This is a genomic window from Singulisphaera rosea (assembly GCF_054877945.1).
The window spans coordinates 336,770-359,395 of record NZ_JBTYIP020000004.1; the positions used below are offsets into that span (position 1 = coordinate 336,770).

General features: G+C 66.1%; 18 protein-coding genes. 16 read left to right on the plus strand and 2 right to left on the minus strand.

Annotated features, from left to right (window positions below; translation table 11 throughout):
• Window positions 1-60 precede the first annotated feature (60 nt).
• The 12 genes from ACYOEI_RS10395 to ACYOEI_RS10450 all read left to right on the plus strand — a co-directional run bounded on the left by ACYOEI_RS10395 (window position 61) and on the right by ACYOEI_RS10450 (window position 14,803).
• Window positions 61-1,767 carry a GH3 auxin-responsive promoter family protein gene (locus ACYOEI_RS10395; protein ID WP_462849385.1) on the plus strand — a complete coding sequence of 569 codons (1,707 nt, stop codon included), beginning with the start codon at window positions 61-63 and terminating at the stop codon, window positions 1,765-1,767.
• Between the two features lie 195 nt (window positions 1,768-1,962).
• On the plus strand, window positions 1,963-3,222 hold the full coding sequence (locus ACYOEI_RS10400) for a DUF1571 domain-containing protein (RefSeq protein ID WP_462849387.1): 1,260 nt from the start codon (window positions 1,963-1,965) through the stop codon (window positions 3,220-3,222).
• A gap of 219 nt (window positions 3,223-3,441) precedes the next feature.
• Window positions 3,442-3,822 (plus strand): response regulator, encoded by a 381-nt coding sequence (locus tag ACYOEI_RS10405; protein WP_462849388.1) that lies wholly within the window; start codon window positions 3,442-3,444, stop codon window positions 3,820-3,822.
• A 9-nt stretch (window positions 3,823-3,831) separates the two neighbouring features.
• The gene (locus tag ACYOEI_RS10410) at window positions 3,832-5,163 is read left to right on the plus strand and encodes a nickel/cobalt transporter (RefSeq protein ID WP_462849390.1); all 1,332 of its coding nucleotides are present in this window, start codon (window positions 3,832-3,834) and stop codon (window positions 5,161-5,163) included.
• Window positions 5,164-5,298: 135 nt separating this feature from the next.
• Window positions 5,299-6,480 (plus strand): dipeptide epimerase, encoded by a 1,182-nt coding sequence (locus tag ACYOEI_RS10415; protein WP_462849392.1) that lies wholly within the window; start codon window positions 5,299-5,301, stop codon window positions 6,478-6,480.
• The gene (locus ACYOEI_RS10420) at window positions 6,473-7,348 is read left to right on the plus strand and encodes an alpha/beta fold hydrolase (protein ID WP_462849393.1); all 876 of its coding nucleotides are present in this window, start codon (window positions 6,473-6,475) and stop codon (window positions 7,346-7,348) included. Before ACYOEI_RS10415 ends, ACYOEI_RS10420 begins: the two co-directional genes overlap by 8 nt.
• 32 nt (window positions 7,349-7,380) lie before the next feature.
• Window positions 7,381-7,608 carry a hypothetical protein gene (locus ACYOEI_RS10425; RefSeq protein WP_462849394.1) on the plus strand — a complete coding sequence of 76 codons (228 nt, stop codon included), beginning with the start codon at window positions 7,381-7,383 and terminating at the stop codon, window positions 7,606-7,608.
• A gap of 123 nt (window positions 7,609-7,731) precedes the next feature.
• Entirely contained in the window at window positions 7,732-9,288 is a 1,557-nt protein-coding gene (rfaE2, locus tag ACYOEI_RS10430) for a D-glycero-beta-D-manno-heptose 1-phosphate adenylyltransferase (RefSeq protein WP_462849396.1), read from the plus strand.
• A 523-nt stretch (window positions 9,289-9,811) separates the two neighbouring features.
• The gene (locus ACYOEI_RS10435) at window positions 9,812-12,298 is read left to right on the plus strand and encodes a hypothetical protein (RefSeq protein ID WP_462849397.1); all 2,487 of its coding nucleotides are present in this window, start codon (window positions 9,812-9,814) and stop codon (window positions 12,296-12,298) included.
• Window positions 12,298-13,416 carry a hypothetical protein gene (locus tag ACYOEI_RS10440; protein WP_462849398.1) on the plus strand — a complete coding sequence of 373 codons (1,119 nt, stop codon included), beginning with the start codon at window positions 12,298-12,300 and terminating at the stop codon, window positions 13,414-13,416. The genes ACYOEI_RS10435 and ACYOEI_RS10440 overlap by 1 nt, the downstream gene beginning before the upstream one ends.
• Before the next feature lie 533 nt (window positions 13,417-13,949).
• The gene (locus tag ACYOEI_RS10445; protein ID WP_462849399.1) at window positions 13,950-14,375 is read left to right on the plus strand and encodes a hypothetical protein; all 426 of its coding nucleotides are present in this window, start codon (window positions 13,950-13,952) and stop codon (window positions 14,373-14,375) included.
• Between the two features lie 170 nt (window positions 14,376-14,545).
• On the plus strand, window positions 14,546-14,803 hold the full coding sequence (locus ACYOEI_RS10450; RefSeq protein WP_462849400.1) for a hypothetical protein: 258 nt from the start codon (window positions 14,546-14,548) through the stop codon (window positions 14,801-14,803).
• A gap of 135 nt (window positions 14,804-14,938) precedes the next feature.
• Here the strand turns inward: ACYOEI_RS10450 and ACYOEI_RS10455 are convergent, their stop codons facing one another.
• Window positions 14,939-15,691, minus strand: a complete 753-nt coding sequence (locus tag ACYOEI_RS10455; protein ID WP_462849401.1) for a vWA domain-containing protein — start codon at window positions 15,689-15,691, stop codon at window positions 14,939-14,941.
• Between the two features lie 301 nt (window positions 15,692-15,992).
• On the opposite strand from ACYOEI_RS10455, the gene ACYOEI_RS10460 reads away from it, so the two are divergent.
• Entirely contained in the window at window positions 15,993-16,739 is a 747-nt protein-coding gene (locus ACYOEI_RS10460; protein ID WP_462849402.1) for a TerC family protein, read from the plus strand.
• Window positions 16,740-16,931: 192 nt separating this feature from the next.
• Here the strand turns inward: ACYOEI_RS10460 and ACYOEI_RS10465 are convergent, their stop codons facing one another.
• Window positions 16,932-17,771, minus strand: coding sequence for a S1/P1 nuclease (locus ACYOEI_RS10465; RefSeq protein ID WP_462849403.1), 840 nt, complete (start codon window positions 17,769-17,771; stop codon window positions 16,932-16,934).
• Window positions 17,772-17,943: 172 nt separating this feature from the next.
• Here ACYOEI_RS10465 and ACYOEI_RS10470 point away from each other — a divergent pair, with 172 nt between their 5' ends.
• From ACYOEI_RS10470 to hisI, 3 genes are all read left to right on the plus strand, one after another.
• Window positions 17,944-20,193 carry an SEC-C domain-containing protein gene (locus ACYOEI_RS10470; RefSeq protein ID WP_462849404.1) on the plus strand — a complete coding sequence of 750 codons (2,250 nt, stop codon included), beginning with the start codon at window positions 17,944-17,946 and terminating at the stop codon, window positions 20,191-20,193.
• Window positions 20,194-20,364: 171 nt separating this feature from the next.
• Window positions 20,365-22,137 (plus strand): tetratricopeptide repeat protein, encoded by a 1,773-nt coding sequence (locus ACYOEI_RS10475; RefSeq protein ID WP_462849405.1) that lies wholly within the window; start codon window positions 20,365-20,367, stop codon window positions 22,135-22,137.
• A gap of 14 nt (window positions 22,138-22,151) precedes the next feature.
• Window positions 22,152-22,598, plus strand: coding sequence for a phosphoribosyl-AMP cyclohydrolase (hisI, locus tag ACYOEI_RS10480; protein ID WP_462849406.1), 447 nt, complete (start codon window positions 22,152-22,154; stop codon window positions 22,596-22,598).
• The last annotated feature ends 28 nt before the right edge of the window (window positions 22,599-22,626 follow it).

Consider the following 22,626-nt stretch of genomic DNA (forward strand, 5'->3'; position numbering starts at 1 on the left):
CCTTGCCCTTTCCAACTCGGGCCCGGTCGGCGGGACTCGTTGAGGGACTAACGTGGTCTGATGTTTGACCTCATCCGAAAATACGCGGGTCTCCCCCTGATCCTTCGGGCCCGTCGCCTGGCCCGTCAGTTCTTGTCGGAGACCGCCCGGGCCGACCAGGTTCAACGCGACCTGCTGCTCGCGCGGGTCGCCCGCCACGCCGACAGCCAGTTCGGACGCGACCACCACTTCTCCGAAATCCGCACCCTCGCCGACTTCCGCAAACGGGTGCCCATTCGAGGCTACGACGGGCACGAGCCGTATATCGACCGTGTCCGTCAGGGGGATGTCGGGGCCCTCTTCGGCCAAGGGACCGAAGTCCTGATGTTCGCGATGACCTCCGGCACGACCAATCGTCCCAAGACGATCCCGGTCACCCGCGAGGCCCTCCGCGACTATCGCGAGGGGTGGACGACCTGGGGGATCATGGCCTTCGACGCCCACCCCCGGATGATCGAGCGCGGGATGCTGCCGATCCTCCAACTCGCGAGCGACTGGCGCGAGAGCCAGACCCCGTCCGGCATCCCCTGCGGCGCCATCACGGGGTTGACGGCGCACATGCAAAATCCGCTGATCCGAATCACCTATTGCATGCCCCCGATCGCCTCGCAGATCAAGGACATCGAGGCGAAGTATTACATCGCCCTCCGGCGCTCGATCTACCGCAACCTGGGGACGATCATCGCCGCGAACCCGAGCACGATCCTGGCCATCGCCAGGCTCGGCGATCGCGAGAAAGAGACCCTGATCCGCGACATCGCCGACGGGACGATCGACCCCAAGTGGAAGATCCCGCCGGACGTCCGGGCGAGGCTCGCCCACCAAGCGAGTTGGAAGCGGAAGAAGGCCGCCCGACGGCTCGAAGCACTCGCCGAGAAGAACGGCCGACTGCTCCCCAAGGACTACTGGCCCGACCTTTGTTTCCTGGCCAACTGGACGGGGGGCACGATGGGGTCGTACCTCCGAGGATATCCCGAGTTCTTCGGCGACCGACCGGTACGAGACGTGGGACTGATCGCGTCCGAAGGGCGGATGACGATCCCGATCGAGGATAACACCCCCGCCGGGATCCTCGACATCCGCCACTCCTTCTTCGAGTTCATCCCCGAAGACCAGATCGACCGCGACGATCCCGAGGTCGTCGAAGGCGCCGAGTTGATCGAGGGGAAGAACTACTTCATCCTCCCGACGACGGCGGGTGGACTGTACCGCTACCAAATCCACGACCTCGTCCGTTGCGTGGGCTTCCACGGCAAGGCTCCCCTGCTCGTCTTCCTGAACAAAGGGGCCCACTTCTCGAGCATGACGGGGGAGAAGCTCTCGGAATTCCAGGTCGTGGCGGCTGTGGCCGAGGCGCAGAGGGCCCTGGGGGTCCGGATCGGCTCGTTCCTCCTGCTCCCTTCCTGGGGCGAGCCCCCTCATTACAACCTCCTCCTCGAAGAAGGGGACGTTCCCGACGGCGCCGCCGCGGCGAGGCTGGGCGAGGCCGTCGAAACGGCACTCCGTCAGATCAATCTCGAGTACGAGAATAAGCGCGAGACCCTCCGACTCGGCGCAATTCGTACACGCCGACTCTCCGCGGGTTCGTGGGCCGATTTCCAGAAGCGGAGGTTGGCGCGCAGCGGCGGAACCGTCGAACAATATAAGCAGCCGCACTTGATGGCAGACCCGGATGCGTTGGAGACGTTCCGGTTCTGCGACGCCGTCGCGTCGTCACGCTCGGACTGAGCGGAGGACGTCCGGACATCGAGCTCGGCTTGTCAGGGATCTCGGGATGTGGTATCCGAAGTCCTTCAAGCGTACTCGCGCCGATCGCCCACAGGAGGAATCGGACGGCGTTTCGGCAGCCATGATGGCCCCGGCCCCGATGCGTGACTCGCGATCGAGGATCGGGTTGACCCCATTGAGGGGGAGCGCAACGCTATGCTCGCGGCGATGGAATCCGCCTTGAAACGGCCGGCGTTGGGGACATGGGCCTGGATTGGCCTCGTCCTCTGTACAACGGACTCCGGCTGTGCCCGACTTCGATCCTTCGGGCAGAACCCACCGATGCTCGGGGCAGCGGCCCCGTTCGACAAGAACCTCCCCAGCGGCCCTGGCAGCGGCGACCTCTACGCCCAGCAGGTCGGCAAGGGAATGGATCGGTCACGCGCCTTGCTCGCCCAGGAGCGTGGGAAGGCCAAGGGCCGCGCCCGGGGCGAAGAGCCTGGCGACTCCGGCTCTGAAACGCTCGTCCGATCGACGAATCATCCGACGACGAACGAGGACGGCAGGCCTCGAAGCCGTGAAGACGCCCCGCTGGACGTCGCCCTCCAACCGCCCATCACAATCCCGATGGTGCCCGTGATCTCCCCAGGGCCCGGACCGATCGAAACCCCGGTCGTTTCGCTGCCGAAGGTGGACACGATCATCGCGTCCTCCGCGAACCCGCAACCGGCCGAGGCCGAGGCCGGGGTCGAGGTCAAGCTCGAGGATATCCTCAAGGAATCGAGGGAGAAGCTCGAGACCCTCGCAACCTATCAGGTGTCGATCAAGCGGCAGGAGCGCGTCGGCAACACCCTCCAGCCTGAAGAAGAGGCCGTGCTGAGCATCCGGAGACAGCCGATGGCCGTGCGGCTCGAGTGGCCGACGGGCTCGAACAAGGGCCGTGAGGTCATCTACGCCTCCGGCGACGGCGATGGCCTGCTCCACGTCAAGGTGGCCAACTCGATCATCCCGGTTCCTCCCATGGCCCTCGCGCCCGACAACCCGCTCGTGATGAGCAGCAGCCGCCATCCGATCACCGAAGCGGGGTTCGACAACATCCTCGTGAATGTCGAGAAGACCTTCAAACCTTCGCCCGACGAAGCTCCTCGCGGCACGCTCACCTATGAAGGGGTGGAGAAGCCCGAATTCCTCGCCCACCCCGGCTACAAGCTCCGGCGGATTACACCGACGGGCGAGAACTGGCTCGTCTACATCGATACCGAGACGAAGCTCCCGACGCTGGTCGAGGCGACCGATCCCGGCGGACAGCTCCTCGAGCGTTATGTCTTCGACACTCCGAAGGCCAACCTGCCGGATCTCGCCTCGGCCGACGCCTTCGATGCGAACAAACGCTGGGGCCAGGGCAAGGGTGGCTTTCTCCAACGACTGGCCCGCGCCGGAGGAAACAAGGACGAGGCCAGCTCACCGCCTCGCTGACTGCCAAACTGATCATCAGCGTCGCGGATTTGTCAGGCCCGCGGAAACCGGGCCTGACAATCCGCGAAAATTGTAAACCTTGACTCGACCGTCATTTGGACTATAGAATCCCTTTCGGATTCGGGCCCTCTCGGCCATTGGTCCATGAATTGCAGAGCAAGGTTTGCGTCTGTTTCATGGATCCCCGACCGGCCTCCCTCCTCCGCGAGAGCGGGCGTCATGACATTGGATCGACCTTTCTCCATCCTCGTCACGGACGATGACCCCGCCGTGCGGGAGGCCTTTCGCGATATATTCGAACCGGTAGGGTTCCGAACCCTCCTGGCCGAGAGTGGCGAAGAGGCCCTCGATATCGTCAAGGACGAGGAAATCCACATCGCCTTGATGGACATGCATCTCCCCAAGCTTTCGGGCCTGGAGACGATGACGCTCGTCCGGCAGATCAAGGGGGTCCTCCCCATGATCCTCGTCTCGGCCGAGAGCGACGATAACCTCCTGCGCAAGGCCCTCTCGGCCCACGCCTTCTGCGTCCTCGCCAAGCCGGTCAGCCGGCACGTGGTCATCTACGTCGTGACCAAGGCGCTCGAGAAGTTCTATTGAGCCTCTCGGATGCGTTCCACGTGGCGGATCGTCGGTTTGGTCGCCTTTCTCTCGGCGACGGCCCACGCGCATAACATCCCGAACGCCCGCGTCGATCGGTCGATCCAGGTCACCGTGCGGCCCGAACGACTCGAGGTCGACTACGAGGTCAGCCTTTCGGAGCTGACCGTCGCGCGTGACCTCCGCGACCTTGTCGGCACCCTCGTCGAGACCGAGCCCAAGGCGTTGTACGAACGCTACGGTCAGGAGACGGGCCCCCTGAACGCCAAGGGGATCCTCGCTTCGGTCGACGGGCGGCCGCTGGACTTGCTCTTCCAGGGTCTCGACATCGTCGTCGAGGAACATCCACGCTACACGTTCCACTTCGACGCGAAGCTCCCAACGCAAGGGCGGTTGGTTGTCCAGGACACCAACTACGTCACCAGCGAAGGGACGAGCCGACTGGCCGTCCGCGGCCTCGAGGGTGTCGCGATCCGGGGCGACGACTTGCCCCCCGAGGTCGGACAAATCGCCATCCGACCCGTCTGGCAGTTGACCGACCTCGAGGAGCGGCGGACCAAGCTTGTTGAGGTCGACTTCGTCCGACCTCGGACGTCCGTGCCGACAACGATCGAGGCCGATGCACCACCCCACATGTCGAAGCCCGCTTCGCCCGTAAAGACACCGCCGGACCGCCTCTCAAAGCTCCTCGATCGGGCCTCGCGCGTCTCGCTCCTCGGGCTCCTCTTGGTGGCCTTCGGCCTGGGCATGGCCCATGCGATTCAGCCGGGGCATGGTAAATCACTGGTCGCCGCCGCCGTCGTCGGTCGTCGAGGGCGTTGGTACCGAGGCACCTTACTCGCGCTCGTCGCCACGTCGACTCACACCAGCAGCGTGCTCCTGGTGGCCGCCGGCTTGTGGCTGACCCGATCCTCGCGTTACGGCGCCATCGATCACGCCCTCGCCCAGGTCGCCGGCTTCGCGATCGCCGCCATCGGGCTCTGGCGACTCGGCCGCCACCTCGGCGGATACGGTGAGCACGAGCCCGGCGAACACGCCGACTCCGAACCTTCACTCCGAGGGCTCATCGGCCTGGGCATGGCCGCCGGCCTGGTCCCTTGCTGGGACGCCGTCGCATTGATCGTCCTGTCCGAGGCGGTGGGGCGCCTCGCGCTCGGCCTGGCCTTGCTCGTCGCGTTCAGCCTGGGAATGGCTGTCATCCTCGTCGTCGTCGGCCTCCTGGCCGCTCAGTTCCGTCGAATCCTTCAGGAGCGTCGCGGGGTCGACTGGGAACGAGTCGTCGGGATCGGCAGCAGTGTGCTCCTCGCTTTGATCGGCATCACGCTCCTGGCCCTGACCTGACATCCTTGCTACGAGCAATAACGTCGCAAGAAGTCCGTTCCGGCCGTTCGCCATCGGGCACACTTCGGGAGGGCCGAACCTCTATCTGGAGTGATCCTCCGGCCTCCGCCAGATCGTCGCCTTCGAGAAGAGCTAATGACCGTCCAGTCGATCGACCTCTACCACATCGCCGTCCCCCTCAAGAAGCCGATCCGGCACGCCTCGCACGAACGGACGTCGAGTGACAACCTGGTCGTCCGCGTCACGCTCGACGACGGCCAGGTGGGATACGGCGAGGGGATCCCTCGGCCCTACGTGACCGGTGAAACGATCGAGTCGACCTTCGACGTCCTCGCCTCATCCGACTGGTCCCGGGCCATCGGGAATCCCACGAGCCTCGAGGACGTGCTCCGTCGCCTCGAGTCCCTGAAACTCGCCGAGAACGAGTCCGACCCTCGGGGGATGGCCGGGAACTCGGCCCGATGCGCCCTGGAAGTGGCCCTCCTCGACGCCTACGGGCACCGGTTCGGCCAATCTGTCGGGCAGGCGATTCGGAAGCTCGATATCCCCGAGATCCCCTGGAACGATCGCCCCCAACGAGTCCGCTACAGCGGTGCGATCACCGCCGAGTCGTCGCGAGGGGAATGGATCTCCGCCTGGAAGATGAGGCTCAACCGATTCGCCCACGTGAAGCTCAAGGTCGGAGTCCCCGGCCAGGACGACCCGGCGCGGCTCGCCCGGGTCCGGCGAATCCTCGGGTCGAACGTCGATATCCGTCTCGACGCCAACGAGGCCTGGGAATCCTCGACGCTCTACGACCGCATCCGTCCACTTCTCGCGAACCGACCCTCCTTGATCGAGCAGCCGGTCCCACACGCGGAGGTGGACGCCCTCGCCGAGCTTCGCCCCCGACTCGGCCTGCCCGTCATGCTCGACGAGTCGCTCTGCGGCATCCCCGACGCGACGGCCGCGATCGCGAAGAGGACGTGCGACGTCTTCAACGTCCGCCTCTCGAAGTGCGGAGGGTTCGTCTCCAGTCTGAGGATCATGGCCCTGGCATACCGCAATGGGCTGGGGGTCCAGCTCGGCTGCCACCCCGGAGAGACGGGCCTGCTTTCCGCGGCCGGGCGGCACGTCGCCTCCAACGTGAAAGGGATCCTTTACGTTGAAGGTTCTTATGACCGACACATCCTGGCCTCGAACGTGACGATCGAGGATATTACGTTCCGATACCGAGGGTGGGCCCCCCCGCTCGAGGGTCCGGGCCTGGGGGTCCGGGTCGACCCCGAGACGCTCGAGCGGTTGACGGTCAAACATAAGGAATTGAGTTATGACTGAGCCTCGGCCGGAGACTCAGGTAACGTCCGACGGCTACCGGATCCACGTCGTCGTCTGGCCGGCGACCGGCCCGGTCCGTGGCCGGGTCGTCGTTCTCCACGGCGTCCAGAGCCACGAAGGTTGGTATCACCGCCTGGGTCAGACACTTGCCGAGGCCGGCTACGAAGCCCACTTCCCGGACCGTCGGGGATCCGGAGCGAACCAGGTCGACCGCGGCCACACCCCCTCGGCGCGGCGGCTGGTCCGCGACATCGCCGAGCGACTCGCCACGATCCGAGGACGCGACGGGACGGGGCCGATCGCCCTGGTCGGCATCAGTTGGGGGGGGAAGCTCGCCGTCATCACGGCGGCGGACCACCCCGAGCACGTCGACGCCCTCGCCCTGATCGCCCCCGGCCTCCGCCCTCGCGTGGGGGTGACCCCGCTCGAACGGTTGCGGATCGCCCTGGCCTACTTCGTCAATCGCCGCAAGCGGTTCCCGATCCCCCTGAGCGACCCGGCTTTATTCACCGCCAACCCCGAAGGCCAGGCGTTCATCGCGTCGGACGCGTTCGGGCTCCGCGACGCGACCGCGGGTCTCCTCGCCGCCAGCACCTTCATCGACCGCATGCTCCGCAAGAGGCTCCGCAAGGTCCACCAACCCTCCCTGCTGATGCTCGCCGGCCACGACCGCATCGTCGACAACGACGCGACCCGGACCGACTTCGAGAAGTTCTCCAGCAAGGACCGCGAGGTCGTCCTCTACCTCGAGGCCCACCACACCCTGGAATTCGAGCCCGACCCGACACGATACGCTCTCGACCTGGTGGGCTGGTTGAATCAACGATTCCCCGCGAACGCCCCGACGGTCGAACGTGTCAACTCGTGACCGGGACCTTCGAAAGGCCAAAGGAATCATGCATGGATCCCTCCAAACGCGAGATACGCCAGCAAAAACGTGAGGTCAAGCGGGCCGGCGGTAAGCGGTTGCGGCGGCTCTTGAAGCAGGATCTCGCGGAAAACCCGGACGAGGCCCGGCACACCGAAATCGACTTCGGCCGCAGCAGCTCCGCCGCGATGAACGGACTCGACCGCGACTCCACCCGCCGCCGTGATTCGCGCGACTCCGATCCCACAAAGCCGGCTTGACGTGAACATCGGGACGGATACGCTGTTCGCCGGGCGTCTCTCGTTCTCCCATGGCGGGGATGTTCGGCCCGGAGGGCCCGATCGCGCGAGCGGTCATCGAGGGAGGTCAGGAGGACCTTTGGCATGGCATTCGACTTGATCCGGCGCGTCGAGACGCTGGGACATCCGCGTATCCTCGTCGTCGGCGACCTGATCCTCGACCGCTACATCTGGGGCGATGCCGAGCGAATCAGCCAGGAAGCCCCGGTCCCCCTCCTCCGTGCCGACCACCGCGAACACCGCCTCGGCGGCGCGGCGAGCGTCGCTACCATGCTCGCCGCCCTCGGCGCCGAGGTCTGCCTCGTCGGCGGAGTCGGCCGCGACCATGAAGCCTCCCTCGTCCGCTCCTTGCTCGCGGACCGCGGGATCGACGACCGGTTCGTTCTCGCGCTCGACGATCGCCCGACGACGCTCAAGGAACGGTACATCGGCCGCGCCCAGGATCGTCACCCGCAGCAGATGATCCGGATCGACTACGAGACCCGCGACCCGATCCCCAGCTCGGTCGAAGCCACGCTCGGCGAGACTCTCGCCGGCGCCTTGGGCGGATTCGACATCGTGCTGATCTCCGACTACGACAAGGGCGTCTGCACGCCGAAGCTTCTTCGAGGCCTCATCGACGCGTGCCACGACGCCGGGGTCCGGGTGATCGCCGACCCGATCCGCTCGTCGAACTATTCGAAGTACCGAGGCGTCCACTGCATGACGCCGAACCGTCTCGAAGCCCAGCTCGCCACCGGGATGACGATCACGTCTCCCGAAGATGCCATCGACGTCGGTCGACACCTGGTCGAGACGCTCGAGCTCGAGTCGATCCTCGTGACCCTCGACCGCGACGGGATGGCCCTCGTGCGCCGGGATGGTCGCTCCGAGCTGGTCCCGACCCGCCCCCGACAGGTTTACGACATCACCGGGGCCGGCGACATGGTCCTCTCGGTCGTGGGACTCTGCCTGGCCGACGGCGCCGACTACGCCGAGGCCGCCGCGTTGGGCAACGTCGCGGGGGGGCTCGAGGTCGAGAAGATCGGCGTCGCCCTGCTCTCTCGCGAGGAGATCCTCGGCGACCTCATCGACCACCACCGCGCCGAGGGGGGCAAACGCCTCGACCGCGAGTCGGTCGCCGCCGAGGCTCGTCGGCGCCGGCAGGTTGGCCAAAAAATCGTTTTCACCAACGGATGTTTCGACATCTTGCATGTCGGGCATGTCCGCCTGTTGAGGCAGGCCGCTGCGCTCGGTGACTTCCTCATCCTCGGTATCAACTCCGACGACAGCGTCCGGCGGCTCAAGGGGCCCGATCGCCCGATCAACGGCCAGGACGACCGGGCCGAGCTCCTCGAGGCGCTCGAGTGCATCGGCGCCGTCACCATCTTCGACGAAGACACCCCGCTCGCCCTCATCGAGGCCGTGCAGCCGGACGTCTTGGTCAAGGGAGGAGACTACCGCCCCGACCAGGTCGTCGGCCGCGAGGAGGTCGAGGCGGCCGGCGGTCGCCTCGTCCTGATCCCGCTCGTTGACGGGCACTCGACCACGAATCTCGTGCGCCGAGTCGCCGAACGGACCGTCACCGCCCATCCCCCCGAGCGGAACATCGCCGGCCCGGTCCCCCGGCCGACCGCGGTGGGTCGCCCCTCGACCCTCTGACGAGGAGACGGTTCCCTTCGGCCTTCTCTCCGTCGCTCTCCGCATAGGCCTCGTCGCGCGGTGCCCACCCGCGCCGACGAGGCCCGCAGTCTCTCTCTGATCGATCCGACGAGCCTTCCCCTCCGCTCGACGGCCACGCAAGCATTTCGCCGAATAGAGCAATGGAATCCACATCCGTAGGGTGGGCATCGCCCACCGCGTGCGTTGATGTCCGGGGCCAGGGATTTCGCGTTGGCGGCATGAAGCGTTGCGGTCGAGATGAGTGGCGGATTGGTGGGCAATGCCCACCCTACAAAAACATGCACATGCAGGACGAAACTCACCGACAATCCCACAAAACCGTCGAATCTGCTTCAAGCTGTCGGATCGCGCCAACCGATAGACTCTCCTGGTTGACGCCGGTCGCCGATTACGACCGACGCATCGGTCGCTGCGATTGAGGAGTCCTGAGCCCTCCGTCCCTCACAGCGATGGGGGAGGTCGCGGGGGTTCCGGAATATCGAGGCACGGGAGGCCACGTCCAATGACTCGCCCTCGCCCGAGGATCGGGTCCGAGCTTCTCCCGGTCATCCTGATCCTGGGTTGCTTGGTGAGCTCGTGGCTCTTGATCGTCACGATGCACCGACGGATGCCCCCTCCTCGTAAGGCCCCATCGCCCCCACGTGTCGTGGTCGCGGCAACGCCCCCTCCCCAGGTCACGACCGGCCCCCCGGCTCCCGTACCCCCCGAGCCCGCACCAAAGCCGAAGGCCAAACCCAAGCCGAGACCGCTCCCCCCACCGGCACCTCCTGCGGAAGATCCGACCAAGAAGGAACTCCTGCGGATCGGAGCCGCCGAGGCCGAGCAACTGCTCGAGAGCCGACTGGCGGAGAAGAAGGCCGCGGACATCGAACGTGATCGAGACGCGGCCCGTGCCGAGGCCGAGCGACTGCGGAATCAAGGGAGAGACATCGAAGCCCAGGTCGCGACGCTCTCCGACCGTGCCCGGATGATGGAGAAGGCGATCGATGAGCTGGCGATCGAGCGCGACGTCCTCGCCCAGGAACGGGACGCGACCAAGGCGGCCTTGGCCAAGACGAAGAATCGGTCGAGCTACGCGATCCTCCCGAACCGGAGTCCGAACGGTACCTGGCGTCGGCCGATCATGATCGAGTGCCGCAACGGGATGGTCACACTCCAGCCCCAAGGCCAGAAGTTCTCGCTCCTCGACCTCTCGGGGGCGATGGGGATCCGCTCCAATCCCCTCGTCATCGCCGTGGTCCGAGAGCTGATCCGGACCCAGGGAAAAATCGCCCCCGACGGCTCGCTGACGACCCCCTACATCTTCTTCGTGGTTCGCCCCGACGGGATCCGCCCCTACTACGAGGCCCGCGCCCGGCTCGAGGCGCTCGGGATCGCGTTCGGCTACGAACTCGTCGATCAGAACCTCGATATTGAATTCCCCGACCTCGACAACCCCGAGGAATGGGACGGGACACCGCACATTCCGTCCGTCCCAGCACTCGCCTCCCGGTCGGGATCGTCGGGGAAGGATCCGTTCTCACCCCTGGGCGCTTCTCGAGGTCCCGGCGGCCAGGTCTCAGGGCACAACGCGGACGACTATCGCTGGCCCGCCAGCCCTGCGGGTTCCTATGAAGGGAGCGGCGGCGCCCTCCCCGGGCTGGACTCACGCAGGACTCGCGGAGGCGGCGACGACCCCGGGATCGAGCCGTTCGGCGATGGTGGCCCCGCCGGTTCGCCTCGAGGCCTCTCGAGCGGCTCCGGCGACCCGCTGGCCCCCGGACAATTCCGTCCCGGCGCCGGCTTCGGAGCCGCTGCCTCCCCGACAACGGGGACCGGCCCAGGTTCGACTCCCGGGATGCTCCCGCCGGCCTCAGGCTCTGGAACCCCAGGGATGCTCCCCGCAGGCCGAGCATCGATGCCCCCGGCAGGCGTCCCGCAGGCACGTTCAGGAAGCATCCCTCCAGCCCCGACCACGCTCTCGAATCCATCCGCCCCCTCCCTGCCGAGCGGGCTCGCCCCGGCTTCGCCGGCCGGGAGACTCACTCACGGTATGAATTCCCCGTTCGCCCCCCAGGGGACCGCCGCCGATCGTGCGGAAGCCCTCCAGGGGTCGCCTGGCAACACCACGGAGCCAGGCGGGACCTCGAGCCCAGCTAACAGCGGCGACGAAGCGCTCACCCCATTCCCGAGCGCCCCGAATCTTCCGAACGAAGCCCCTCCGGGCGAGCTCGGGCCGCTGCCGGGTCCGGACCAGCCCTCGGTGCTCGCGGGACAAGGCAGCGGCTCCGTCGGTCCTGGACAAGGATCATCCGGCAGCCAGGCCTCACCGTCCGGCACCGTCGCGACCCCGTCGACGGGATCGGGCGCACAAGCCGGGAAGGCCGGGCAGAGCTCGGCGAGTCCGGGACAGGGAAATACCGCGGCCAATCCCCCGCAAGGGCTTGACCTCCCCCTTTCCCTAATGAATCCGGGAATGGCCCCCCCCAACGCGAACACGAACGGATCGAGCAGCTCGACGACGAACCAAAGACGCCGGATCCCGGTCACGGAGTCGGCTGAGGAAGACATCTTCGGTGACAACAATTCGGATGCCCAGGGTTCCGAGTCGGGCCAGAGTGGGGCGGTAGACGATGGCAAGCCGGTCCCCCGACGTCGCAAGCGGGACTCATGGGAACCGAGGAAGATCGACGTCCCGCTCGAGATCGTGGTCTCCTGCGGCCCCGACGGTGTCGTCATCCATCCCGGCGGATACCGACTCTCGGCCAAGGCGCTCGAAGGGAAAGACGAAATCCTCGCCCGGTCGTTGATGGGGGTCGTCCGGCTCCGGCAGCAAGTCGACCCGATGATCCGACCGAGGCCCTCGATCCGATTCCTGGTCGAGCCGGGGGGAGAGAAGATCTATACCCTGGCCAGGCGCCGGACGATGCTCTCCGGGATCGATTGGCCGACGACCCTCCAGGTGGCCGATATGCGCGTGCTCGACCTCTTCACCAGGGGAGCATACTGATGCCTGGCCGACCCCCTTCGAACCGAGCTCCTCGCAAGTCGGAATCGTACCTCGGCCTCATCGCCAACCTGGCGGGGCTCTTGGCCGCGATCGTGGTGCTCCAGTTCGTGGTCCTGCGCCCTTCGGAGAAGCGGAAGACTCCGTCACCGGCTCCCCCCGCCCTGGCCCTCGCCAAACCCGCACCGGCACCTCCCCCGGTCGTCGCTCCACCCCCCGCGCCGGAACCGGTGCCCGAGCCCGAGCCAGTCGAAGAAGATCCGCCTGCGCCCCCCCCTCCCCCGCCCAAGGAGCTGGATCGCGAGGCGATCGCCCGCGCGGAAGCCGCGCTGGAAAAGGCACGTCAGGAAAAGGCCCAGGCCGATGCACGTCTCGCCCGAGCGACCCAGGAACTCGCCGACGCCTCGACGCACGCCGCCGACGCGGCCGCCGAGAGCCGGACAATCGCGCTCAAGCTCGAGGAGCCGAACGCACGCATCAACCGGGCGTCGGATCGGGGAGGATTCCTCAAGGCCGAGCGCGATCGCCTGAAGGACGAGATCATCACTCTCTCCCAGGCCCCCAGGCCCAAGGCCAAGTCTCTGATCGACAAGACCCCGGTCGCCAAGCCCGCCGGCGGCGACGAATTCCACTTCGAAGTCCGCCGGAACCGCGTAGCGTTCATCGACCTGGAACGCCTGATCGCCCTCGTCAAGGCCGACGCCCAGGTCCGGACCCGCCTCGCCGACTCGAGGATCATCGACTCCGAAGTCGGGCCCGTCGGCGCCTACTCGCTCAAATACATCTTGGCACGTGCGATGCCGAATGGGATCGAAGAGTTGATGGAGCGCCGAGGTGTGTCGTACGACCTCAGGGGCTGGGAGATCCTCCCCGAGTTCGAGGGCCGGGGCGAGACCTATGAGGCCGCCCGCCGCCCCATCTCGGAGTTCTCGAGGGTCCTGAACCGTCTCAGCCCCAACCACTCGACGATCACCATGTGGGTCTACCCCGACGGCTTCGCCCTCTTCCGCAAGCTCCGCGACGACCTCCACGAGCGCGGCTTCACCGTCGCCGCCCGCCCCCTCCCCGAAGGCATGGCCATCCGCGGCAGCCCCTCCGGCTCCCTTTCGGCCGGGCAGTGACCCGAACCCTCACCCGATGCCGTCGCGATATCAGAGCGGGGCTCGCTCATATCCACCGCTCCCGTCTCCGGGCTCCGGAAGGGAGGCAGAGTGTCGCCTCTCGTGACGCGAGCCCCAACACCGCCGATACAATCCCCGTCCCCCCGCTCGAAATCGGTCGGACGGAATCCTCACGTGGGTTGATTGAAATACACCGGCCAAACCATTACACCTGTTAATCAACCACAGCATCCGGTCTTCCCATCAGCCCTGGTGAGCGAAGAACCCATGAGGAAAACCTCTGCGCCCGATCCGCTGAGTCTCGCGAAATTGCAGGACTCGCCGAAACCGCGGTGGGGCTGTAAGCACGGGTCAACGCCTCCCCGATGGGCGCGGCTCGTGAGGACCTTTACCGTCTCAGGAGTTCGGAACGTGGTTTGAAGGTCCGGCCCACCCACCGTCCCGAGGGTTCGGCGATCGCCACATAGATGTTCCAATTGCCAAACAGGCAAATTCAAACCATGGGAGTGCCCCGATTTCGAATTAGCGCGATCATGATCGCCGTCGCCATCCTGGCCATCAACTTCGGGATGATCCGAGCATGCTGGGGCGTGTACCTCCTGAATCTCGGCGTCATCCCCATGGCGAATGTCCTGGGACTCACCTACCTCGCACTCCGCAAACGGCCGGCCGAGCGGCCTTTCCTTGTGGGATTCGAGGTCTTCGGCCTGGTCGCGTTGTCGCTCTTCATCCGGGTCTCATCGCAAAATGAACGTGAACTGATTTTTTATTATCTTCAACCGCTCCTATCACCCATCGAGTCCCTCGCACCTCGCAGCGCATTCATGCTAGTCGGCGTCATCTTCCCGTTGGCCATCGCCCTCCTCGGGCTCCCGCAATTGCTATTCGCGTTCTTCGGAGGCTACCTGTCACGAAGATACCGAATCATCAGGCGAACGGCCGCCGGCTCGACGATCTAATCATCCTCGTGAATCATTGGAGTCATCCGGGCCAGTGACCGATCTCGGCCAAGCCAGGCCTGGGCCGTGGAATTGTCGCGTGGTCGACCTCGCTATACCATGCTAATAACTATACGAAAAACAAATATCAAACACCAAAACGGACTCAAACATTTAAAGAACCGACCGACATGAGTGACGCCCCGAACGCCAGAACCCGGCGATATCGGCCTCGGCTCAGCCTCCGGCGCCTGATGATACTCGTGCTGATCGTCTGCGAGATTCTCGGGTGGCCGGTGCATCGCCCCAAGGTCCAGATCAATGCGGCGGAGGCGATCCGCGCCCGCTTTCCGAATCTGACAGAGGTCGTCCTCCAGGAAGTACCAGCGTCACAGGCCGCCATCGCGGCCTTGAAGCAGGCGTCAACGGGGTTGAGGGTCAACCACTGAGATCGAGCCGCGAGGGGCCGTAGACCAAGCCATCTGAGTACAAACAGGGTCGGAATCGACTCCCCAATCTCACCTCATCGCCCACAGGAAGTTCCGGCGAGCGTGAATCTAGGGACCAATCGCGTAGGCACCGATTCACTCCCCCGATTGTGGGCGGGCGCGAATCTGGCCGCCGCTGTCGTGGGCGATGCGGCGGAGGTTGTCCCCGCCCGTGCCTGAGCTCAGGTCGACGCAGTGGATCGGGATCTTCCGGGGGTTCTTCTTGGCGATCGCCTCGACGGTGCCGTCGGGGAACTCGCCGTCGGAGAGGAGGAAGATGGCGTCGGGGCGGAGAGATAGGGCCAGGGACATCGCGCCTCGGGGTTCGGTCTTGCCGTCGGGCTCGATCAGGCGGAGCCATTCCATCATCTGCTGCTTCGAAGGCCAATCGGCCGGGAGCGGTAGGTCGCCGGGCATGGGGAGCATCTGGTCGCTGTAGAAGATGACCTTGAAGCGCTGGGGGGGTTGGAGGGCGAAGATGCTCCGGCGGAGCTCGCGCTTGGCGCGGACGAGTCGGTCTTCATCGATCATGCTGCCGGAACAGTCGACGACGTAGATGAACGTCTGGCCCTGGGCGCGGATCCCGAAGAACGAGGTTTGCCGCCAGGGGGGGACCTCGCGCCAGTCGACGCCGTTCGGGTCGTAGCGGTTGGGCGTGGGGAGTCGGAGGAAGTCGGCCGTGGTCTTGGACATGACCTGAGAGTCCGCCGACATCACCTTCGGCTCGACGTCACGGGCCTTGGCCTTCTTCTTGGGGGCCGACGGCTCGGCCGCGAAGGGGGACGCGGCGAACGCAAGCGTCAAGGACCACGCCCAAAGGTAAAGGTGCCAAGCCCGCCAACGGACCATCGCACGTCCTCCCCGGAGGCCGAACCTCCGCAACACGCTCACCTCGGACCCAAGCCAAGCCTATCGCGCCCGACACCCCTCGGCCACCGGTCCTCGATCGGTTTCTCGTCCTGGCGTCCCGACTTGCGTTTTGGCGAGGTGCGTGAAACCGGGTCGCCCCGCCCCTGACAATGTGGTAGTTTGATTTTCCCGAGTTTTCAGGACAACGACGTGAAACGTCGAGCGAATCGCTGTCCGTGGATGTGTGATTTGAGTCGTTGCCCCGAGTGATCGTCCTTCCAGGCGCCAGGAGCCCCGCGGAATGTTCGCCATTATGGTTTCGGATATCCCCTTGATCCTGGGCACGGTGCTCGCCCTCGTCTTTCTCGAAGGCCTGCTGAGCGCCGACAACGCCCTGGTCCTGGCGGTGATGGTCCGACACCTGCCGAAGGAGGAGCAGAAGCGGGCTCTCCGCTACGGGATCTGGGGCGCCTTCGTCTTCCGACTGATCGCCGTCATCCTCTCCGCGACATTGTTGAACTACTGGCAGTTCAAGGTCGTCGGCGGCCTGTATCTGCTCTACCTCGCCGTCTCGCACTTCATATCCGGCGAGGAAGAGGGCGGGGCGGCGAAGTCGTCCCGTTTCGGGAGCGGATTCTGGGGGACGGTCGTCGGGGTTGAGCTTGCCGACATCGCCTTCTCGATCGACTCGATCGTCGCCGCCGTCGCGATGGCTCCCCAGCAGCTCAGCCAGTTCTGGAAGCTGGGCACGGTCTACCTCGGGGGTATCCTCGGCATCATCACAATGCGATACATCGCCGGGTACTTCCTCATCCTCCTGCAACGATTCAAGGGCCTGGCGACCGGGGCCTACTACCTCGTCGCCTGGATCGGCCTCAAGCTCGTGATCAGCGGCTTCCATACCGCCAAATTCGTGAATGTCGAGATGCCCGACTGGCTCTTCTGGGTCGGGATGTTCACGATCCTGGCGATCAGCATGCTCTACCAGCCTCGGAACAAGCCGCCCGAAACCGAGGCCCTCGAAGAAGCCAACCCGCTGACGTCTTGAAGCGCAGGCCACCCGGAACACAGTGAACAAGCGGTCCCCTCGAAGGCGACATTACAAGCCCGAAGCGCGAGCGAGTCAATCCTCCTCGATTTCCTGCGGAGAGATTCACTCGCTCGCGCTTCGGGCTTGTACGAATGGGGAGGGGCACCCCTCGACTTGTACGCCACTTCGGGGCGATTCCGCACCCGCGCCCTACTTCCAAATGGTGTTCAGGATCGCGGCGACTCGCACGCCCGACTGTGCGAGTCGTTCTCGAACGGCCGGGAGATTGGCGGCCTGGTAGTCTGCGCCCAGCCTCGTCCCGGGCCGGAGCGGGACCCGGGTCTCGGGCATGGTGTACGCGACCTTGGCGAGGGCAAAGCTTTCGTTGGCCCAGTCCTCGATAGTCCCTTGAGTCCACTGGGCAGCCAGGTCGGGGGACGCGGACTTGGTGAGGTCCAGGAGCCAATCCTTCTCCGAGTCGGTCTGGTGCTCGACGATCCCCGAGTCCCAGATTCGATGGAGGTTCGACCCGTCCTCGAAGAATGGCAATTGCAGGTCGTTCCCGCCCCGATCGCTGCGGTCGCCGACGTGGAGCGGTTGGTGGAGGTCCTGGACGAGGTGGACCAGGAACCGGAGGGCCTTGCGACGTTCGCCCGGGGCGACGGTCGGATCCGCGAGCACGCGACGGAAGTCGTCGATTTTCGAGACGACGCAGCCTCCCGGCTGGCAGAACCGAGGCGCGTAGGCCGCTTCGGTGATCGGCACGTTGACGTAGTGCCAGGGGCCGCTCTCGGGGAGGTCTCGGCGGTGCTCGTCCGCCCAGGTAGAGGCGTCCGCCAGGGACTCGCCTGGCTCGAGGAGATCTCGGACGGCGACCCGGGCGGCGGGAGTCAGGCGAGACTCGGCGAGAGCCCCCGACGCCCGGTGCCCGATCCGGCCCCAGCCGAAAGCCGAAGGCGGAGGGAGGATCCACAGGCCCAAGGCCATCACCAAACCGATCAAGGACGTTCGGCGGGATGCCAGGGAGGCAGGTTGTCGGAGCTTGTTCATGCGGTATCCATCCGTCGTACTTCGGGGATTCTCCCCCGTCGGCGGACCCGGCTCCAAGGCGCCGCTCCGCGCGGCGGGGATGGACCTGTCCAGGATAGACGAGGGGGTATGGGCTTTGCTACTGTGATCGGGTGAGCACGTGGCCTGGACTCTTTCACGAGGGTGAATCCTGATGGCGGCGGTCGATCCATACTCCTCCTGCCCTTGCGGGAGCGGGCAGAAATTCAAGTGGTGCTGCCAAAAGGTCGAGGCCTTGGCCGATCGCGCGCAAAGGCTCTTCGATAACGGTCAGGCCGAGGCCGCAATCGAAACGCTCGACGAAGGGCTGAAGAAGGAGCTGGATAATCCCTGGCTGCTGACGCGCAAGGCACTCTATTTGATCCGGCAACAGGCGCCGGATCCCGCCAAGGACGCCCTCCGCCTCGTGCTCCGGAAAATCCCCGCGCACCTCGGCGCCTCGATCCTCCTGACACGTCTCGTGCTGGAGACCGAAGGTGGCGAGGCCGGCGCCGCCCAGTTCCAGCAGACCATCACCGCGCTCCCTGTCAACGAACGGCCCGTGCTCACGCCCCTGGCGCGACTCGTCGGGGCCATGCTCAGCCAGGCCGGCTATTTCGCCGCGGCCCTCGCCCACCTCAAGCTCGCAGCCTCATTGAGCGACAAGGAGCAGGAGTCGTCCTCGAGCATCAGGATCATCGAATCCAACGGCTCGGTCGCCCCGTGGCTGAAAAATCCTTATACCCTGTCCGAAGCCCCTGAAGGGTTGTCGACCTCGCAACGTGACCAGTTCAATCAAGCCCTGGGCTGGGCGAAGACGGGACTCTGGTCGTCGGCGGCATCGGCCTTCGAGATGCTTTCGACCGAGGCCGCCGCGACCGTGGCCGCCGATCGCAACCTGGGGCTCTGCCGACTCTGGATGGCCGACGATTCCGGCGCCTCGGAGGCCTTCGCTCGATACGTCGCCCGACTGGGCACGACTCTCGAGGCGGTCGACTTCGAAGCCCTCCGTCAGAGCATCACCGAGGTCGGCCCCGACGATCAGGTCGAGCACGTCCAGCTCATCTGGCCGGTCCGAGACCGGGAGACCCTGCTCAAAGCTCTCCGCAACGACCCGACGGTCGAAGACTTCGGCTCGGGGCCGATCGACCCCGAAGATCCCGAGTCCCCCCAGGTCGACCAGTTCGGTTTGCTCGATCGTCCGGTCATTCGCGAGCCGAAGGCCGGCCTCAAGCCCGACGACATCCCGCGCTTCGTGTCACGAATCCATGTCGGGCAGGAGATCGTCGCGCTCGAGGCGTATGACGACGGCCGGCTCGACGGGCTCGTCGATCGCTTCACCTCGATCGTCCAGGGGGGTATCCCCCCGGCGCACCCGAAGACGAAGGTGCTGGAGAAGATCGCCAAGGCTACCCTGGCCCTCTCCTGGGAATGGCGGCTACCCGAAGACCTCGACGACAGTGAGGCGGAGCGTCTCGATCGGGAGCAGGGGTCCTGGATCATCCGCGAAGGATGGTCGCAGACACCCATGCCATTCCTGAACGGGAAAACGCCCCTCGAGGCCGCGAAGGCCGGAAATGCCCAGGTCCCGCTCCGCGCGGCGGTGCTCCGGCTCGAGCAGACCAACGACACGTCGTGGGATAACACGGCCGACTTCGCGAGCCTCCGCGCCAGCCTCGGTCTGGAGCGCGAGCCTGAGATCGCCCCCGAGACCGTCAAGGTCGAGGACGTCCACATCGCCCGACTGTCGTTCATCCCGGCCGAACGCCTGAACGACGAGCAACTCGGAGCTTTGTACCGTCAGGCTCGTCGCTTCGCTCTGGCGGACGTCCTCGAACGAGCCGCCCGCGCCCTCGTCGATCGTCCGCAGGCCTGGGAAAAAGCCGGCGTACAGGCGATCACGCTCTTCACCGAGCTCGCCTTGATCGCGGCCGCACAGAAGAAGACGGACGAGGCGTTCGAGTGGATCAAGCGGGGTCGACAGGCCGAGCCGGCCGCGACCCGCGCCGCGAACGCCGTCTCCTGGGACATGACCGAGATCAAAGTCCGCGCCCGATCGGACCGGCCCGATGTCTGGGTCCCCGAGTTGGCAGTGGTCCTCGATCGCCACTCGGAGAATGTCGCCACGAACCAGGTCCTGATGATGCATCTCATCGAGATGGGTCTGGTGCGGATGGCACCCAACCCGGACCGCGCCGGCGACTACATCGTCGACAGCCGCCCGCTGCAGTATCTCATGACCGAGTACGGCCCGAGGGTGACGACGGCGACCGGCCGCCTCGGCGTCTCCGCGACCAAGGGGGAGATCTGGACGCCGGGAGGTCCGTCGGGGGCGGGCAACGCCTTATGGACCCCCGGGGGCGACGCGGGCGGGTCGCAGGGGAACTCCGGCGACAAACCCAAGCTCATCATCCCCGGACGCTGAGGTCGAACCTCGACCCCGATCGCACGGGATGAGGGCTCCGCTCCGGACGGGTCGCGGAGCCGCCCTCATCCACCTTGCCCGGTCGATCGCACGGAGAAAGCGTGCGAATGTGGGTCGCAACCGCCATTCCCGTATGAGCCGCTTCGCCATCGGAGACGGGGACGCATCAAGGTGTCTCGACCGCAAGTGGATCGTCCGAAGACCTCTGCTCCCGAGCCTGGCGAGGCCCTGGCCCTGGTCCACCAGGGCTGGAACGAACTCCAGCTCCAACGTCCCCTGGCCGCCTGGGCGGCCTGGCAACGCGCGCTGCGAGTGGAGCCCGACTTCGATGCGGCGAATCGTGCCCTCGCAACTTTGGACTCGGCGATCGACCTCCCCGTCTCGGCGCGGGTCGCCTACCGATTCCGCGCCCCCCGGGATACCGACCGTCGGGCCCGTTGGGACGACCGACTCCGCGGGAAGAACCTTGAGCAGCTCAACGACGCGGCCGACGCGTTCGCCGCGATCCTCCACGACGACCCGTCCGACGCCGACGCTTGGTACAATCGCGCCCTCTGCCTCGCCTGGCTCGGGCAGAACGGTGAGGCGATCTCTTGCCTCGAACACGTCGTCCGGCTCCAGGCTCCGGACCGGTTCGAGGACGCCGTCAACGCGTGGACCCTCGCCGAGACCCTCCGCCAAGGCGCCGGGGCCGAGGCCCTGGCCGACGACTACCGATACTCTTGCACCTTCGATTGGGACGACCAGTTAACCGAGGCGCTCGTCGCCCGTGCCAATGACCTCCAGGCCGTGCCCGGGGTACGAAACCCGACCACGGGCGAATCCCAGTTCCCCGGAATCCAGGCCTTCGAGTGGCTCGATCGTCCCGTGCCGAAGTCGGACGACCCGCCCCCCACGACGGTCGACGACCTCCCGCGTCGGCTCGCGACCGTGGTCGCGACGTCGAAGTCCCTGCGGCTTTCCAGCCCCGACGCCGAGACGCTCGAAAGGGCCCAGACCAGGCTGATCGAAGTGATCGGCGAGGATCTCCCGGCGCCTCGACGCGAAGCCACCCCCCTGCCCCTCTCGCTCCTGGATGCGGCCGTCTGGTCATTCCGCCCTCCGCAACGACTCGACCCCTCGGTCGAAGCCCAGCTTTCGAGGGGGATGGTTGAACATTATTATGAGGATGTCTGGATCCACCTGCCCAGGAAGGGCCTCGAGGGTCGCTCGCCGCTGGACGAGAGCCGAGAGGCGGCGGACGGCGGCCTCGCGGCTCGCGCCAGGCTGGCGGCCATCGTTCAGGTTCGCGAACAACTCGGGGCGCGTCCCAGGTCCGCCGCCCAGTACCAGGGATACCCCTTCGACCGTCTCCGTCGTCGGCTCGGACTGGAGTTGACGGATCCCGCCGCGGTCGATTCGGAAGATGCCTCGTGCATGAGCGGCGAGGAGCTCGACCGGCTCGACGTCGAGAGCTTGCCCCTCGAACTGGTGATCGAGGCCTATCGCTCCGCCACCGGGTTGCGAGACGACCGCCGAGCCGCGCGGTTCGCCGTCGCGATTGTGGGACGAGATGCCGGTTTGCACGCAGTTGTCGTCGCGCCACCTCTGTTCGCGATCCTCGTTCGGGACGCGCTTCGAGTGAACGACCCCGGTAAGGCCCTCGACTGGCTCCAGACGGCCCGGGAGACGCGAGGAGGGCGAGACCGCCGGACCTACGACATCTGGTCGGCGGAGATCCACACCCGGACGGGCAATCCCGACGCCGCCCTGGACGACTACCGCGGCCTTTTGGAGGACGCCGACGCGCCCTCGTTGCTTCTCCTCGACGCCGCCGAGGAGCTCCTGAACCATGGCTATGTCGACCACGCGGGTCCCTTCCTCGAGCGGGCGACCGAACGCGCCCGGCTTGAAGAGGATGCCGCGGCATTGGCGAGGGCCGCAGCCTTGACCGGCGAACCGTGAAACGAGCGTGACCCGTGAGCCTCCCCGCACCCGAATTCTTTGCGAAGATCAAATGGACCCCCGACGGCCTTGTCGCGGCCGTCGTCCAGGATTCCGAGACCCTCGAGGTCCTGATGATGGCCTGGATGGACCGGAACGCCCTCCAGAAGACCCTGGCGACCGGCCAGACCCACTTCTATTCGCGATCGCGACGATCCTCGTGGCACAAGGGTGAGACCTCGGGGCACGTCCAGCATGTCGATTCGATCTGGATCGACTGCGATGCCGACGTCGTCCTGATCAAGGCCAGACAAGTCGGCGGCGCCTGCCACGAAGGCTATCGCTCATGCTTCTTCCGCAGGGTCGACGGCCGCGACACCCCTGAAGTCGTCGGCCAGCCGGTCTTCGCCGCGGAGGCCGTCTACGGCTCCAAGGCCCACGGCCACGGCCACGGCCACGGAAGCCCCAGCCCTACAGGCTGAGTGTCGGTCCCGAAACCCGTTTTAGGAA

Bases quoted from the DNA above. Each gene is read 5' to 3' on its own strand.
- ACYOEI_RS10395 (WP_462849385.1), top strand. From the start codon at position 61: ATGTTTGACCTCATCCGAAAATACGCGGGTCTCCCCCTGATCCTTCGG.
- ACYOEI_RS10400 (WP_462849387.1), top strand. From the start codon at position 1,963: ATGCTCGCGGCGATGGAATCCGCCTTGAAACGGCCGGCGTTGGGGACA.
- ACYOEI_RS10405 (WP_462849388.1), top strand. From the start codon at position 3,442: ATGACATTGGATCGACCTTTCTCCATCCTCGTCACGGACGATGACCCC.
- ACYOEI_RS10410 (WP_462849390.1), top strand. From the start codon at position 3,832: ATGCGTTCCACGTGGCGGATCGTCGGTTTGGTCGCCTTTCTCTCGGCG.
- ACYOEI_RS10415 (WP_462849392.1), top strand. From the start codon at position 5,299: ATGACCGTCCAGTCGATCGACCTCTACCACATCGCCGTCCCCCTCAAG.
- ACYOEI_RS10420 (WP_462849393.1), top strand. From the start codon at position 6,473: ATGACTGAGCCTCGGCCGGAGACTCAGGTAACGTCCGACGGCTACCGG.
- ACYOEI_RS10425 (WP_462849394.1), top strand. From the start codon at position 7,381: ATGGATCCCTCCAAACGCGAGATACGCCAGCAAAAACGTGAGGTCAAG.
- rfaE2 (WP_462849396.1), top strand. From the start codon at position 7,732: ATGGCATTCGACTTGATCCGGCGCGTCGAGACGCTGGGACATCCGCGT.
- ACYOEI_RS10435 (WP_462849397.1), top strand. From the start codon at position 9,812: ATGACTCGCCCTCGCCCGAGGATCGGGTCCGAGCTTCTCCCGGTCATC.
- ACYOEI_RS10440 (WP_462849398.1), top strand. From the start codon at position 12,298: ATGCCTGGCCGACCCCCTTCGAACCGAGCTCCTCGCAAGTCGGAATCG.
- ACYOEI_RS10445 (WP_462849399.1), top strand. From the start codon at position 13,950: ATGATCGCCGTCGCCATCCTGGCCATCAACTTCGGGATGATCCGAGCA.
- ACYOEI_RS10450 (WP_462849400.1), top strand. From the start codon at position 14,546: ATGAGTGACGCCCCGAACGCCAGAACCCGGCGATATCGGCCTCGGCTC.
- ACYOEI_RS10455 (WP_462849401.1), bottom strand. From the start codon at position 15,691: ATGGTCCGTTGGCGGGCTTGGCACCTTTACCTTTGGGCGTGGTCCTTG.
- ACYOEI_RS10460 (WP_462849402.1), top strand. From the start codon at position 15,993: ATGTTCGCCATTATGGTTTCGGATATCCCCTTGATCCTGGGCACGGTG.
- ACYOEI_RS10465 (WP_462849403.1), bottom strand. From the start codon at position 17,771: ATGAACAAGCTCCGACAACCTGCCTCCCTGGCATCCCGCCGAACGTCC.
- ACYOEI_RS10470 (WP_462849404.1), top strand. From the start codon at position 17,944: ATGGCGGCGGTCGATCCATACTCCTCCTGCCCTTGCGGGAGCGGGCAG.